Genomic DNA, 15,051 nt, shown 5'->3' with positions numbered 1-15,051 from the left:
CGCCATTATGCGAGCGAAAGGGCTGTTCGGCTATGGGCAGCCCTTTTCCGAGACTTCCATACCTTCTAATTTTAGCAGCGCCGATTTGACGTCGAGTCCTCCACGGTAGCCAGTGAGCGATCCATCTTTGCCGACCACTCGGTGGCACGGCACGATAAATGCGATTGGGTTTTTTCCAATTGCCGTCCCAACTGCACGTACTGCTGACGGACGTCCGATAGATGTAGCGATACTTGAATATGTTGCAGTCTGGCCGTGGGGGATGTTTAATAGCTCGTTCCACACCGACTGTTGAAAAGAGGTTCCGTGTAAATCCAGCGGGATCGAAAAATAGGTTCGGTGTCCCTCCAAGTATTCCTCTAGCTCTACCATGTACGGAGCTAGAAGGTGCTCGTTTTGTTCAAGATTAGCGTTTGGAAAACGGCTTGAGACAAAACCGGACAGATCGACAAAGGTCTGATTTGGGAAGGTTACACAACATAGTCCTTGGGTGGTTGAGGCCGCGTATATCGTCCATCCGTTATGGGTGAGTGAACCCCAGTACACCTTCGTCGCTTCATTCACATTGTTCACCTCTACTCAACTGATCACACTTCCCAGTTAAACGATAACTTGATGGCGCACCTCCTGGGCTTTTTTAGTATATCTGGTCCGTTGGATCGACGTAAGGGGGACAGAATGACAAGGCAAGATTACGAAAGTAAGACATTCGGGGGTGACTAATTCATTGGTCATGTTAATAAAAGTAGAGTCGCTACGTGGGGAAGTACATTGTATCGCGTTTGGACCCAGCGCTGCGCGCAAACTGGGTCCAAAATCAGAAAGCGTGAAGGTACACATAACTGCATCGTTACCTTACCGATTTAAGTCATACAAATAAAACACATAGTCTGTTGAAGCGCCCGTGTATCCAAGCTGCCGAAGAATGGCCGATATGTTTCCGCGATGGTACGTACCGTGGTTGACTACGTGCTGAACGATATCCTTATATCTTGCCCGCAATGTCCCGTAAGTGGGGTGTGAGTACTCTGCGATGGCATCTAAATCCGTTTCGCCTGTCAGGAATAACTCGTACCGGCTAGCTAGCTTTGAAAATATTTCGTAAAATCTTTCGAACGTAGCATCTTTGACCTCTTCTTGCCAACTGGGCAACAATGAAGAGAAGTTCTCCATGGCACCAGACATAGCCGTCAGCCATACGTTATCCACGATGTATATATGCGCGAGTGTGTCACCGATAGTTGGAAATACGCTCTGTACGGGTTTCCGGTATACATCTTTGGGAAGGTTACTGAGGTGTTTGAACACTGACTCATTAGCCCACACATGATACTGATACAACTCAATTGTGTCGCCCACGAAGTCTCCTCCATATCACTCTTGGCGCATGAAAAACGCCGGAGGCTCTTGCCCCAGCAAACGCACATAGACGTATCCTTGCCCACGATGGTGAATCTCGTTCTCCAGCGTGTACGTCAGCCGCTCAATTGCGGTGCCCTCTGGAACAAACGGTGCGGGAGACGGCCGCATTTTGACGAATTCGGCGAAGGGAATGTTTGGCCACAATTGTCTCGTCTCTTCACGAACAATCGTGCCATAATCCAATACTTCGGCGACAGGAGCGGTACGCAAGACTTCCGGTGGAGCTTCATATTCCCACTGGTCGTAGGCCAAACCGCGGACATTCCATCGCTCCATACCCAAGATTTCCAGCAGTAGCTCTCGAAACGGTCGCATACCTTCAACAAGTACCTTGTCCATCGCCTCGGCTGCCACAAGTGTACGGGCCACGTTGTTCGTCAGACGCCGGTTGTCCTCCCATACATCGATAAACCACGTCTTCCAGTCAAATTCCATGAGCCACTCGCCTCCTTCTCCTCAAACGATAACATGTGTTCACTGACAGCTACGGTCAGTGAACATCGCCAAAATGGTCAACTAGTTCCAAGAGCAACTCGACCATGCGCCGTTTCAGGGATAATGGTTCAATGATTCGCACGGATCGTCCGAATGGAAGAAGAAGGTGGGGGAGATATGAGAAGAGTGCTTCGTCCTCTACTAAAAACAGTGCTTCATTCGATGATTGCGACACCAAACGTGGACCCATGAACCAATGTTTTGACAGATCATCGATGGCATCGTTGTCGCCCACCAGGGTAACACACGGTCGAGTTTATCCGCGGTTGTCGTCGCATTGATTTGCTTGGCGGCGAAGAAATCGGACGCCGAAAAACCTTCGGGGCGTGTGAAGTTGAAGGACGTTTCGAAATATTCACTGATACGATCCACGCGAAAATTCCGAACCTCAACACGAAGGTGGCAGTATCCAACGACGTACCAGCGATCCCGCCAGTGTACGAGACCGTACGGATCAACTTCTCGCACAACATGGGTCTGTCCCTTTGCTTTACGGTATGTGATTTGCACGGTTATACCGTTCGCTATCGCTCGCTCCAAGTCAGCAAGTGTATTTTTGTAGGTACTATGGTCTACGGTGGCCATCACGTGCAGGCCATTTGAGTGAAGAGCTACGTCTTCCAGTTGTGCTGGCGTACTGTAGTACTCGATTTTACGAAGGGCGCCAGTCAGTTCGGCGGTAAATGGGTATCCAGCCTTTTGCGCGAACACAGCGGAATGTGCTAACGCAGTTCTTTCTTCCGCAGTAAAGAACAGGGGCGCGCTTTCATAAGAGATTGGTAACCGGTACCCACCTTCACGTCCTGATTCCGCTTCGATAGGCACACCACTTGCACATAGAGAGTCAACGTACCGATAGACAGAGCGCACGCTACTTTCGAGGGTTTCCGCTAGCTCCTTCGCTGTCATACGGCCTCGTGATCGTAGAAGCCATACAATTGCCAACATACAATCGGATTTAGCCATGCCATCGCCCCCTGACAACTGTGTTGCTTTGGAACAAGCATAGCCCGACCAGTTGCGGATAGGTGCAAGTCTATTAAATTTTGACGGGAAAATTCAGAGTCCGGGATCTCCCTATTTGATCATGATACGCCTACTGCCTACGGTGGATGGGGAAAGTTGGACGTTTTAAACGAGATTCGACGATATGACAGCTATTCAGACCTGAAGTTGTCACGGTAAAAAAGGAACAAGCATTAGCGAAAGTGGGAAGTAAGATTGGCTCCCCGAGTAGGATTCGAACCTACGACCCTCCGGTTAACAGCCGGATGCTCTACCGCTGAGCTATCGAGGAATATGTATGGACATTGAATTCAGAAGAGGAAGAAAGGAGATACTGCAACTGCCTCTTTCTCTTATCATAGATCAATTCCGGCATTTTGCAAGTTGTGACAATTTCCCATACGCTAAATTTGACGGATCGTCCAATGCTTAAAGAGATGGTCTTACAGTTATTACATGACTCGGAGATCGAGCAATACCTATCAATTGTGAATTTTTTCATTGTGATTAGGGAAGGTATTATCTATCGGACATGAATATGTATGGTACTGGTTCGACTGAAAGCGGATGGAGGTGGGGAGATGACTCCGGAAGAACGTTCACGTCTCATTGTTGAGGCGGAAGAACGGGCCCTAGCCACGATGACAGATGAGAACCAAATCGAAGCTACTTTTCAATGCCCGGACTGTGGCGGAAAAGCCCACATTTCATTACATGAATGGGCTGGGTATACATCGTCGTGTGAGAATAACTGTTTTTAAGGTGGATCTCTGTAAGACTATCCGTGGTTTTTTGAGCCTCCCGGATTGTTAACCAGTGATATAATGTTGGTTAACAATATAGGAGGGATCCATGTGTCTCAAATCGCTGCGATTCGGGATTGGGCCGATTTGGCCGACAAAGTTTGTGAAGGATATGAAGTCACTAGAGACGATGCGATGTCGATGTTACGGGAGTCCGACGAGAACATACTTGAACTGCTACACGGGGCATTTACTATTAGACTCCCATGCCGCCGGGGCGGCACCAGCAGAAGGATGAAAATGCCTTTGTGTTGAATGATTTTTTGGTGGCTGGCGAAGGCAGGTCGTCACTCCTTGGTGCCTCGAGCCCGCTGATTAGACTGACTACGACGACCAGGTGCACCACAGAATGTCGCTCTCCTCCTCGGAGAAGCACGCAGGATAGAATGATCCGTTATGGTCGTTGCACCAGCCCTTCAATATTACCAGTCCATCAGGAAGGATTGGCATGGATGTCGTATACGAACGTTGTTGCGGCCTCGATGTGCACAAGAAGACGGTGGTCGCCTGTGTGCTGACGCCGGAGGCCAAGGAGATTCGCACGTTCTCCACGATGACGGAGGATCTCCTGGAGATGGTTGACTGGTTAGGACAACATGAATGCACGCATGTTGCTATGGAAAGCACAGCTTCATTCTGGAAGCCAATCTACAACCTTCTGGAGTCGGCGGACTGTCAAGTGCTTGTGGTGAACGCCAAGCACATGAAGAACGTTCCGGGCCGTAAGACCGATGTGAAGGATGCCGAATGGATCGCCGGATTGCTCCGCCACGGGCTGTTGCAAGCCAGTTACATCCCCAACCGTGAACAACGGGAACTACGAGAACTCATTCGCTACCGCCGAAGTCTCATTGACGAGCGGGCAAGAGAGGTGAATCGGGTTCAAAAGGTGTTGGAAGGTGCCAACATCAAGCTTTCTGCAGTGGCCAGCAATACACTTGGCAAATCTGGGCGGGCGATGTTGGAAGCAATGATCCACGGAGAAGAAGACCCGGAGGTATTGTCAGGGTTAGCCAAAGGCCGGATGAAGGCGAAGAAGGCCGATTTGCACAAGGCACTGAATGGGCTTATGGGCTCCCACCAACGAATGATGCTGGCAGCCCAATTACGTCACATCGATTACTTGGATGAAGAGATTGCCCGGCTGGATGAAGAAGTCAAGGAGCGCATGCTCCCTTTTGAAGAAGACCTGGAGCTAGTGGACACCATCCCCGGTGTCGGTCGACGAACAGCAGAACAAATTCTGGCTGAAATTGGGACAGACATGACCCAATTTCCGTCTGCTGCCCATTTATGCTCTTGGGCAGGACTGGCTCCAGGGAACAATGAAAGCGCCGGGAAACGAAAGTCGGGGAAAACACGCAAAGGGAATCAAAAACTCAGAGCAGCGCTGGTGGAAGCAGCACGCGCAGCGGCGAGAACGAAGCAGACTTATCTCTCTGCCCAGTACCATCGAATTGCAGCTCGAAGAGGCAAAAACCGTGCAGCAGTTGCAGTGGCCCACAGCATCTTAACCATCGTGTATTACGTGTTACAGCGACGTCAGCCTTATATTGAACTCGGCCCAACATATTACGAAGCACGCAAGAAAGACGCAGTCGTAAAGCAGGCGATCCGGAAGTTGCAATCACTCGGGTTGGAGGTCACCGTAAAACCTGTTGCATAAATGATCTCCAGACATCACAGAGTTCCTTTTAAAACCCATCTTGTGGTGGGCTTATTTCAGTATGTCGTTTTACCCTGGTCATCGCTCAATTATTTTCAGGATAGAAAGAAGTATTTTGGTCGACGAGTTAAATTGAACATGATTTTGAACGCGAAATCGGGGTTATGTCCGGAGAACTGTTCGTATTGTTCGCAATCTATCGTCTCAGAAGCACCGATAGACAAGTATCCTCTTCTCAGTAAAGAGACCATTCTAGCTGGGGCAGAGGAAGCACAACGGCGCATGGCCGGCACGTATTGTATTGTCATGTCCGGCAGGAGGCCGTCTAACCGCGAGATTGAACAGGTTGCGGACGCTGTAAAGGAAATTCGTAAAACGAGTAGTTTGAAAATTTGCTGTTGCCTAGGCTTTCTGACTCCAGAGCACGCTAAAGTACTCACAGAAGCGGGTGTCCATCGCTACAATCACAATTTGAACACAAGTCAGGAAAACTATGAGCGTATTTGTACAACGCACACGTACGATGATCGAGTGGAAACCATAGAGCGAGTGAAATGCGCTGGTATGTCTCCTTGCTCAGGAGTTATTTTTGGTATGGGCGAGACGGACGAAGGCCGTGTTGACATGGCATTCTCTCTGAAGAAACTCGATGCGGATTCAATCCCCTGCAATTTTTTGAATCCCATCGATGACACGCCTCTTGCCGGACATAGAGAGTTAACGCCAAATACGTGCTTGAAAATCCTGGATATGATGCGCTTTGTCAATCCAACGAAAGAAATTCGCATCGCGGGCGGACGCGAGGTCAACCTTGGTTCACTCCAGCCACTTGGTTTGTATGCGGCAAATTCCATTTTTGTCGGAGACTATTTGACAACGGCTGGTCAACTGCCCGACGCGGACTGGCAGATGATTCAGGACCTCGGATTTGAAATTGAAGCGTGTGCATTGTGATGCGCAGGGGCGCCATCGGCGTGCACATGTGTTGTTTCGCACAGTTGGGTAACGAACAGGCCGACATTCTGGGGTGGTGACCAGAATGTCGGCCCGCAGGTATACGTCTCAAACGGGAGCGGATCACGCTGTCTTTGCTGACTGTCTTCGCCGCGGTTTCCAAACGCGTACATATTGGGCACCAAAGTAGGAACCGACTACGAACAAGGCTGCAACGATTTGCGCGACAATAGATTGAACGTTGTTGAACAGGCAGAACCATAGCCCCATCCAATCGGGAATGTGAACCGGGATCGTGGTGGTCGGCATCCAACCAGCCAACTGCATCTCTTGAATTTGTTCTCCCACCATGACCAGGAGAACCATACCTAACATAACACCAGTGAGAACGAGCATCTTTTTGTACGGAAGCCGCCTATGTGCAATGAAAGCAAGGACAGCGACCAGGAGTGTCAACACCAACCCAATTGCGGCTCCAGTTACAACCACACCCGATCCCAATTGCATCCGAGTGCTCTGTAAAAATAGGACGACTTCGAATCCCTCTCGGTATACGGATGTGAATCCAAGAACAACGAGCCCTTTATACGCTATCGACTTCGCAGTATCCAAACCAGTCTGATCAGCTGGTGACTCCAACGTATCAATGATTTCGCGTTTTTTACGGTTGTGCATGGAAATCCAGCCGGTCCAGTAAATTCGATGAAAGAACCAGTTCATCACCACCAACAACACGATAATGGCAAGCAGGCCAGTGGCTGCTTGAATTGACAGCTCAGGTGCTGTCTGACCGACAAGAGAGATAATTCCTACAACGACAAACCAGGTAACAAGCGTAGCCGCAAATGCGAGGCCTGCGCCCCCGAAATAGGCTTCCAGTAAGATTGACGAGTTCTCACCAAGCTTGCAGTGATGGCGGAGAGGACGAGAATCGTTTCTAATCCTTCTCTAAATACCAATATTCCCGTATCCACAATGGCGGCCCCGTGACCTACGTTGCTTCTGGTCGGATCAGGACTTCCTCCGGCTGTAACCCCTTGCCAGACCAGGGCGCCAACAACAATCATTGCGGCTATGGTCAGAAACAGATGTTTGGGTCGAATCAGTTTCATCTGCAACTATGTATCCTCCTTCGTTAATTGATAAACAGTCAAGACTGTATTTGTGCTAATCTTGACTAAATAGGTCATGATTCATGGCTACATTCTACAGTTAGTATCACCTAACTGCAACTGTTAGTTTTGATAAACAATGAAGTATATGCGAGGGAAAGTGGTAACTTGACTGATTGGCAGTCGAAGGGACATTACATGGCAAGAAGGAGAGGTTGGTTACTCGGTTAGTAGAGGAAACTTCGTGAAGTTCGTACGTAGGCGGCGCTAAAATAGAGTATGTGCGCGCCCTCAGGCCAAACAAACACCGGGGTCTCTAATTCGCCCCGGTGTTTGTTTGGCCTTGTTGGGTTGAACATCGGTTAGCCGCAGGGTGACCACCACAAATTTGTAACTTAAACGTCAAGCGTGCCGGATGAATCCGCGTGCCCCGCCCGTTCTTGTCTTCTCTGGTTCATTCCTCTGTATATGCTCGCAAGAATGGCACCAGAAATATTGTGCCAGACACTGAAAATTGCGCTTGGTACAGCTGCTATAGGTGTAAAATGGGCCTTTGCGATGGCCACGCCCAAAGCTGAATTTTGCATACCCACTTCCAATGAAACAGCCGCACGTTTCGGAAGCTCCATCCCGGTGATCTTAGCCAATAAATAACCCAGGGCAAAACCGCATACGTTGTGTAAAACGACAGCCAGAAATATCAGTAGGCCAGTAGCGGCAATTTGTTTATGACTCCCACTTACGACTCCGGCAACAATTGCGACGATTGCTATGGCTGAAACTAGGGGCAAAATTTTACTGGTCGTTTTTGCTGTGCCTCGAAATATGGATTTCACGATTAGGCCAATGATAATTGGAATAATGATCACCTGAACAATTTGCCAGAAGAGAGAAACTGGGTTTACCGCCACCCACTTGCTTGCGAACAACAGAATCAACGCTGGCGTAACAATGGGGGCCAGAATGGTGGATACTGACGCGATGGAAACAGCGAGGGAGACATCGCCCCGCGCCAGAAATGTCATGACATTGGATGATGTACCACTGGGGCAACTTCCCACTAAAATAACGCCCACAGCAATGTCAGATGGTAATCGCAATGCCAAACAGATCAAAAATGCCAGTAAGGGCATGACGACGAAATGGCTAACCACCCCGATAGCCACATCCTTAGGCCTGCGGAAAACTTCTTTGAAGTCGGCTGGAGACAAGGTTAAACCCATGCCAAACATGACGACACCCAAAAGTTCAACCGTATATTTTCCGATCCATACGAAATCATGCGGTGCTATGAATGCCACAATTGCAAACAATAGCACCCAGTACGCAAACGTACTCCCAACAAATCGACTTATCGCTTCCAACGTTTTCAGAATTACCAGTCCTTTCGAGTTGTCAGCACATATAGTAGTACGAAATTTTAGAATATACAAGGAAGAATTGATGGTGTTGGAAGTGTGTGTGCTAAGTCTCGGTGATGCCCAAATTGCTCAGCGAAATCGACCGGACACGATTCCGTCCGGTCGCAGCGCATCCATCACATAGCAAATGCCAAAAGAGCGACTCATCGTCGTCTATTAAACCGGCATATGTAATGTTAATTTTCATCCGTGAAATAGATTTTGTAGTAATTCATGTTCTTTGCCGAATCGTGTCCGCGTTCAATGTGTTTTAGGTCCTGTGGATCATGCGATCGAACATAGATGTCCACTAATTTATCCAGCTTGATGACACTTTTCATACGGCGCTTGGCGGATTTTACAGAAGACGGGGAGATCTGAAACTCTGTGGGTGGCTCCATGGCGTGTTCTTCTTGGTACTGCCCGCTATACGCCCGAAAAGATTCAATGTAGGTGGGTTCTTGGAGCACTTCTTCCTCGAATCTAGACATTTCAAACTTGGGATTGTCTTCGAAGAACTGGAGTGTTCGTGATCGCAGCTCTACGGGTTTAATTTTGTTTTCGTCTACGATCTCGTCCGTCACAAATTGCCCAACCATCTCAATGTAATCTCTCGTGATGGCATCCTCTGGGCGTGCGGGCTCTATGCGTAGAAAGTCATCCTTCCAATAGCGAGCTTCGTTCGCAGCCTTGCTGTGTGAATCTACGACATACACCTTGTATCCTTGCTCAGCGTTGGTGTTGAGCACTAGGCAACCTTTGTCCAGAGCCTTGATGTTAATTCCACTGTCAGACACGACGTTAAACGCGTCGCTTCTTTCCACCACCTTTAGGTACGTTTCCTTGTTCTCGGTGCGAAACAGACCGATGGCATCTGTTATAATGTCGCCGTCCTCCACGTTATGCAAGTACGCCATATAGAACTCCCCACCCTTAATTCTGGGGTGAGTTGAATTCTCATATAAGTGCCGAGCGATGTTTTTAGACTGTTCCAGAAATGTGTTTGGATCCTGAAAGACTTGAGTGATATACATATAGATTTCGTTAAAACGAATATCCGTACTGTGGGAGAATCGGTTGATATTTTCATTCTTCCGAAAAGGTTGCAGGAGATACTTAAACAGCAATTGTTGAACTTGCTCGTCATCAATTTTGACGATCGCGTTGGAACATAGCAACTCCTCCTCGTTTGCTTTGTTCCCAACCCTGTGAATGACGAGGCGTTCCATATTCACCGCGGCAAAGTTTAACATCGTGATCGACCCCATCTCTCGTAGTGCAGACACACCTTTTCGACATAGGGAGCGGTAAATCCTATTTTATTCACAGCCCGCCTCATATAGATTACGGTTTTTTGGATTGGAAAAAGGCCACCCGAGTCGCTCATTCTCGATCACGCTCCTCGGGAGCCACTGAGGACGAAACAGTCACATGTGAATTGGGGCCTTCATCGCTTCATGTGCCTTTCGTTCCGCACGCCTTGCCATCCACGCTGTGAGAATGGGTACTAGGATTGAGGTGACAATGACGGCCGCTGCGACTTGAACCATGGCTGTAGCCGCGATTGCTCTATAGCCAGAAAAGACTGCAGCGACAGCTACCGGAACGGCAGAAGCATTACCAGCTGTGGAGGCGGCAGCCATGCCGCCCAGACCTGTGCCACCAGTGACGCGATCGATCAGGACTAGAACGATACCCGTGATGACGACAACTGCCAGTCCAAGAATTAATCCCGAAGCGCCTGCAGAAATCACGTTCTTTAAATTAATCCCAAAACCAAGTGCAAGGGCAAACAGGGGGATTAACACACTCTGTCCTTGGCTGAGGAACTTACGCATGTCGATGTCCAGATTACCCAGTATCATGCCGATAATCAAAGGCAATACCGCGTACACAAAAGCCATGACCGGAAATGATGCAAGTCCTACGACACCGAGAATGAGCATGGTGAAGAACGGACCAGATTCAAGCGACATAATGGAATACGCCGCGACATCTTCTGCTTTTTTGCCGAACTGACCCATCAAGGCCATATACAGCCCGCCGTTCGTGTCGGAGAACGCCGCGACGATGGCGAGGGCAGACAGGCCGAGAAACATGTGGTTTTGATCGGGAACCACCGCCTTGATGATGAGACATATCACCGCAGCGAGTACAATCTTTCCGAGCCACAGGGAGATACCTTTTTTCATGATATAACCTGCAGCTTTAAATTCAATCGTCGAACCGAGGCAGATATAAAACGCCGCCAGCAGTGCGGGCGCGCAGGTTAGCAATCCGCCAGTGAACGAACTTTTGAACACCGTGCCGTCGGCAAGGTGTGGGAAAGCGGTTCGGACAATCGCTCCGATGAGAAGTGGAACAATCATCATCCCACCTGGAATTTTATCAATCGTTCGTTTGATACGCACTGAAACCCTCTCCTTCTGTCTGACTCAGTGATGTAAACGCAATCGAAAAGCGCTTTCATAGATGTCGAAAAATCAGGGGTGGCGCGAACTGGTTTCCGTGTCCGCGCCGGATCGTGCTCAGTGATTCGTTCCTTTGAGAAAGTCCGCTGCGACAAGAATGGATTCGATCATGCTTTGCTCCCGAGCGATTCCTTTGCCGGCGATGTCGAAGGCTGTGCCGTGATCGACGGAGGTTCGCAAAATCGGCAGGCCCAGCGTCACGTTGATGCCTGTATCGAAGCCCAGCATCTTGATGGCGATATGCCCTTGGTCATGGTACATGGCAATAACTGCGTCGAATTGACCGTTAGCCGCTCTCGAGTATACCGAGTCAGGCGGCAGTGGCCCGGTTACGGCGAAACCTTCTGATTGAGCTTGCTGGATGGCTGGGATAATCTCTTTTTCTTCCTCGTCACCGAACAAGCCGCTTTCGCCCGCATGAGGGTTGAGGCCTGCGACAGCAATTCTGGGATTTTGCACGCCATATCTCAAGAGGGACTCAGCAGTGAGACGGATACGCCCAAGAATGCGGTCCTTGGTTGCCATTTCAATGGCCTGTTTGAGACTGACATGCGTCGTGACATGAACGACACGTAGCCCTTTGTTGACGAGCATCATGGCCGAGCTCGGCGATCCCGACAAAGCAGCGAGGGCTTCCGTGTGGCCAGGGTACTTGATGCCAGCCATTTTCCAAGCTTCTTTGTTTAAAGGTGCTGTACAAATGGCGTCAATGGTGTGGTCTACGGCCAGTTTTACCGCTCGCTCGATGTAGTCGAACGCACATTGCCCAGCCGTAGCACTCAATTCGCCCCACGGCAAACTTTTGGGCACGTTGCCCAGGTCCATGACGTTGACAATCCCAGGTTCGAACTTCGCCTGCGCTACGCTGGCGATTGAGCGAATATGCGGCTCATTCGTTACCTTACCAGCACGCTTCAGGACAGCGAGCGCTTCTTCGAGTCGTCCTTTGTCACCGATGATGAATGTGTTTACTCTCTCGTTTACCTCTCGACTGACGGCAGTGAGCAGAGAGATTTCTGGGCCGATGCCCGCGGGATCGCCCATGGTCATTGCAATTGTTGGCTTTGACATGTTGAACATCTCCATTCGGTTATCAAACTGGGCACTTGTTCAGTAAAAAGCCGGCAGCCTCTGTTAACGCACTCATGGCTCCAAAACCGCCTGCCTTGGATACCAGCGGGATTTTTCCGTGGCTCGTCTCGATCCAACTCCACGGGATTCCAGCTATCACTTCACCTTCTGGCCAAATCGCCGCCGCATTCAGAGCCTCACACAATGCCAAAGCGGTGTCTCCGCCAGTGGCCACAAATCCGATGGCGTTCCGATCCGACATACTTTCCGTCCATTGATTGACGGCATACGCTAAGTCACTTTCGAAGCTACCAGGTAAAGCGGAATCTCTCATTGCCCTAGCTGGAGCAAGCGTGACCCCTGCAACTGGCTGATCACTGCAATGAACGAGTTCATCACTTCCGCGCTGAAGTTCTATTGCGTGCGTATTTTGCTTTGCGAGCAGCAAGGGTTGTAGTTCAACAATGGACGATTGATAGGTCCGGGTGACGTGCTCCAACTGTCGATGTGCCACCGGATTGGCGCTGCCAACGGCAACCAAAACATGTTCACACGATGGCATTTGTTGCGGTAAGAGGTTTGATTCACTTTCAGATGCATCATTTAGCCAGCAGGCGGCCAACTGTTTTGCTAAGCCAGCTGAGCCACAGGGAAGAACCGATGAATTGTATGCAATTGCCTTTGCAATCACCGCGAGTTCCTCGTTTGTTGTCGAGTCTGCCACGATAATGGCCTCTTTGTGCGCAGCACCCTCGATGAATTCGGCCACGACGTCGATTCCTCGAGCCAGAACATCCTCAGTCAACTCAATGACGGGCAGGGTTGTTGTTTGGCGAACGAGATCAGCCACTCTGTCTTGGGTCACCGGGTTGCGAGGGTCGTTCGCGAAATCTGTCTGGCTCACGGGCGATCCATTGACGTAAAGCGTACCGTTTTGAACAATTCGGCCATTTGCGGGAAATGTCGGTGCCAAGACAGCAACACGCCGGTGGAGAGATTTCAAAAATGCTTCGATCTCGCTCCCAACATGTCCCCGAAGAGTCGAATCGATTTTCTTGTACACCAGAAAGGGAACATTTGGCGACGTTCGGAGCTGCTCTCCTGCGTTCATGACGATTTGTCGCGCCGTGTCTTCATCCAACGCTCGGCTCTCCGAATCGAACACCTGGACGATGTTTGAGCCTAGAGAAAACACCCACGGTGAGTCGGAACGGAAGCTCACTCTCACCTGGTGTGACCCTGTACGAAAGTAGTTTGCTGCATCGGCGGCGCCTGTTAAGTCGTCTGCGATCACGTAAATACGCTGTCCTTTTGTCATCCTGTACCACCCCTTTCTCCGTGTGGGTGTCTTTTACTGTTGTCCTCCTATTTCAATGACCTCAACGCCTGACTGAGACACCGGGTCACGGAAGATATCAGGGACAAAGTCAGTGATGATCATGTCAACCGACGATAATGGTGCAAAAGTGTCCAAGCCCGCATCACAAAACTTCTCGTGGTGAACCATGAGGACTTTCCTGCTTGCATGCTCCAGCGCCACGCGTTTCACGTTATACGTCGTCGCATTCAGGTTGAAGAGCCCTGTCCGGACATCGACACGGGCCGATGACAAGAAGTAGATGCTTGATTTGTGTCTCCTAAAATAGTCCTCAGTTTCCTGTCCAAAAACAGCTCCCATGGCGGGTACATACAATCCAGGCGCCAGGTGAACGTGCACACCACGTTTGGCTGCTGGCTGCACAACGGCCAGTGAGTTTGTATAGACCAGCACATCTGCCGGTAAATGAAAGGCCATCTGAGCGACAGTTGATCCGGAATCTAATACGACAACATCGCGAGCCGTGACCATTTTCGCAGCTTCCGCCGCAATGAGTCGCTTCACGTTCACGTCTTGTCTAGAGCGAATTTCTAGCACGGGTCCGAAGTCGTCGTCCGAGCCCATTCGCAGGTTTCGCCCTGCCTCATTGGGTTGATAGTTCATCTGCTCCGCAATTTTATGGATTTTTTCTGCGAGTGTCTTATCTCGGATCGCGATTCCGTTTAGCACTCGGGAAACGGTTGAGAGTGAAGTTCCTGCAGTGTTTGCGATGTCTTTTATCGTCACCATATGTCTATCACCTCGATAAACTGAATACGTTTTCTGAAAACGTATTCAGTTACAATGACAGCATACTACCTTGGTGGCAATTTGTAAAGTGATCGCGGAAAATAGAGTTATGTACTGAAAACAAGGTCGTGTACCGACAAATAAAGTACTATACTCAGAACAACCGCATCGATCATAACGGGGCTGCTTGCTGTGTTTTGTCTGTATAACAATTCACCAAACCTGTAAAGTGGTTATTGAACCTAAGGGCAGGTTCGTCCCATAAGAACATCCCAAATTCTTCAGGTAATTGAGGGGGCGAGTGAAGGGCCAGTTGCTTTCAATATATTGAACATAAGTTTCCAGGCTTACGTCATGACATTCATTTGAGGTTTGAACTCGGAGAACCTTATCATAACTAAATGAGGTTTTTATTGAAACTCCTTTATGTTAGTTGTAGAAAAACGACTGCCCAAGGCTATTATAGACCGTTTAGACAGTCCCATATTTTTTAGATCATTATATATCTAGTTCTGGCGCGGATTGCTTACATACTTTGGAGACAA

General features: G+C 49.4%; 15 protein-coding genes and 1 tRNA gene. 3 read left to right on the top strand and 13 right to left on the bottom strand.

Annotation, left to right across the window (positions count from 1 at the left end):
- Positions 1 to 30: 30 nt before the first annotated feature.
- The 5 genes from NZD86_RS18785 to NZD86_RS18765 form a co-directional block, all read right to left on the bottom strand.
- Positions 31 to 564, bottom strand: a complete 534-nt coding sequence (locus tag NZD86_RS18785; RefSeq protein ID WP_268043584.1) for a methylated-DNA--[protein]-cysteine S-methyltransferase — start codon at positions 562 to 564, stop codon at positions 31 to 33.
- 291 nt (positions 565 to 855) lie between these two features.
- Entirely contained in the window at positions 856 to 1,359 is a 504-nt protein-coding gene (locus tag NZD86_RS18780; protein WP_268043583.1) for a DinB family protein, read from the bottom strand.
- Positions 1,360 to 1,374: 15 nt separating this feature from the next.
- On the bottom strand, positions 1,375 to 1,857 hold the full coding sequence (locus NZD86_RS18775) for a DinB family protein (protein ID WP_268043582.1): 483 nt from the start codon (positions 1,855 to 1,857) through the stop codon (positions 1,375 to 1,377).
- A 201-nt stretch (positions 1,858 to 2,058) separates the two neighbouring features.
- Entirely contained in the window at positions 2,059 to 2,883 is an 825-nt protein-coding gene (locus tag NZD86_RS18770) for a helix-turn-helix transcriptional regulator (protein ID WP_268043581.1), read from the bottom strand.
- Between the two features lie 256 nt (positions 2,884 to 3,139).
- Positions 3,140 to 3,214, bottom strand: a tRNA-Asn gene (locus NZD86_RS18765).
- Positions 3,215 to 3,503: 289 nt separating this feature from the next.
- On the opposite strand from NZD86_RS18765, the gene NZD86_RS18760 reads away from it, so the two are divergent.
- The 3 genes from NZD86_RS18760 to bioB all read left to right on the top strand — a co-directional run bounded on the left by NZD86_RS18760 (position 3,504) and on the right by bioB (position 6,345).
- Positions 3,504 to 3,683 (top strand): hypothetical protein, encoded by a 180-nt coding sequence (locus tag NZD86_RS18760; protein ID WP_268043580.1) that lies wholly within the window; start codon positions 3,504 to 3,506, stop codon positions 3,681 to 3,683.
- A 490-nt stretch (positions 3,684 to 4,173) separates the two neighbouring features.
- Positions 4,174 to 5,391 carry an IS110 family RNA-guided transposase gene (locus NZD86_RS18755; RefSeq protein ID WP_268042741.1) on the top strand — a complete coding sequence of 406 codons (1,218 nt, stop codon included), beginning with the start codon at positions 4,174 to 4,176 and terminating at the stop codon, positions 5,389 to 5,391.
- Positions 5,392 to 5,436: 45 nt separating this feature from the next.
- Complete coding sequence (bioB, locus tag NZD86_RS18750; protein ID WP_326492598.1) at positions 5,437 to 6,345, top strand: biotin synthase BioB; 909 nt, start codon at positions 5,437 to 5,439, stop codon at positions 6,343 to 6,345.
- A gap of 123 nt (positions 6,346 to 6,468) precedes the next feature.
- Here the strand turns inward: bioB and NZD86_RS18745 are convergent, their stop codons facing one another.
- From NZD86_RS18745 to NZD86_RS18710, 8 genes are all read right to left on the bottom strand, one after another.
- Complete coding sequence (locus tag NZD86_RS18745; RefSeq protein ID WP_268043579.1) at positions 6,469 to 7,080, bottom strand: FTR1 family protein; 612 nt, start codon at positions 7,078 to 7,080, stop codon at positions 6,469 to 6,471.
- 74 nt (positions 7,081 to 7,154) lie between these two features.
- Positions 7,155 to 7,463 carry a hypothetical protein gene (locus tag NZD86_RS18740; protein WP_268043578.1) on the bottom strand — a complete coding sequence of 103 codons (309 nt, stop codon included), beginning with the start codon at positions 7,461 to 7,463 and terminating at the stop codon, positions 7,155 to 7,157.
- A 389-nt stretch (positions 7,464 to 7,852) separates the two neighbouring features.
- Positions 7,853 to 8,830: a bile acid:sodium symporter family protein gene (locus NZD86_RS18735; protein ID WP_268046942.1), complete on the bottom strand. Its 978-nt coding sequence runs from the start codon at positions 8,828 to 8,830 to the stop codon at positions 7,853 to 7,855.
- Positions 8,831 to 9,054: 224 nt separating this feature from the next.
- A complete protein-coding gene (locus tag NZD86_RS18730) occupies positions 9,055 to 10,110 on the bottom strand; it encodes a nucleoid-associated protein (protein WP_268043577.1) in 1,056 nt (351 codons plus the stop codon).
- 174 nt (positions 10,111 to 10,284) lie between these two features.
- Complete coding sequence (locus NZD86_RS18725) at positions 10,285 to 11,268, bottom strand: 2-keto-3-deoxygluconate permease (RefSeq protein WP_268043576.1); 984 nt, start codon at positions 11,266 to 11,268, stop codon at positions 10,285 to 10,287.
- A gap of 117 nt (positions 11,269 to 11,385) precedes the next feature.
- Positions 11,386 to 12,399, bottom strand: a complete 1,014-nt coding sequence (pdxA, locus tag NZD86_RS18720) for a 4-hydroxythreonine-4-phosphate dehydrogenase PdxA (protein WP_268043575.1) — start codon at positions 12,397 to 12,399, stop codon at positions 11,386 to 11,388.
- Positions 12,400 to 12,421: 22 nt separating this feature from the next.
- Positions 12,422 to 13,717, bottom strand: a complete 1,296-nt coding sequence (locus tag NZD86_RS18715) for a four-carbon acid sugar kinase family protein (protein WP_268043574.1) — start codon at positions 13,715 to 13,717, stop codon at positions 12,422 to 12,424.
- A 33-nt stretch (positions 13,718 to 13,750) separates the two neighbouring features.
- On the bottom strand, positions 13,751 to 14,506 hold the full coding sequence (locus NZD86_RS18710; RefSeq protein ID WP_268043573.1) for a DeoR/GlpR family DNA-binding transcription regulator: 756 nt from the start codon (positions 14,504 to 14,506) through the stop codon (positions 13,751 to 13,753).
- Between the last annotated feature and the right edge of the window lie 545 nt (positions 14,507 to 15,051).

The organism is Alicyclobacillus dauci, assembly GCF_026651605.1.
In the GTDB taxonomy this organism is placed as follows: Bacteria; Bacillota; Bacilli; order Alicyclobacillales; family Alicyclobacillaceae; genus Alicyclobacillus; species Alicyclobacillus dauci.
This window is presented reverse-complemented; position numbering and strand designations above follow the sequence as displayed.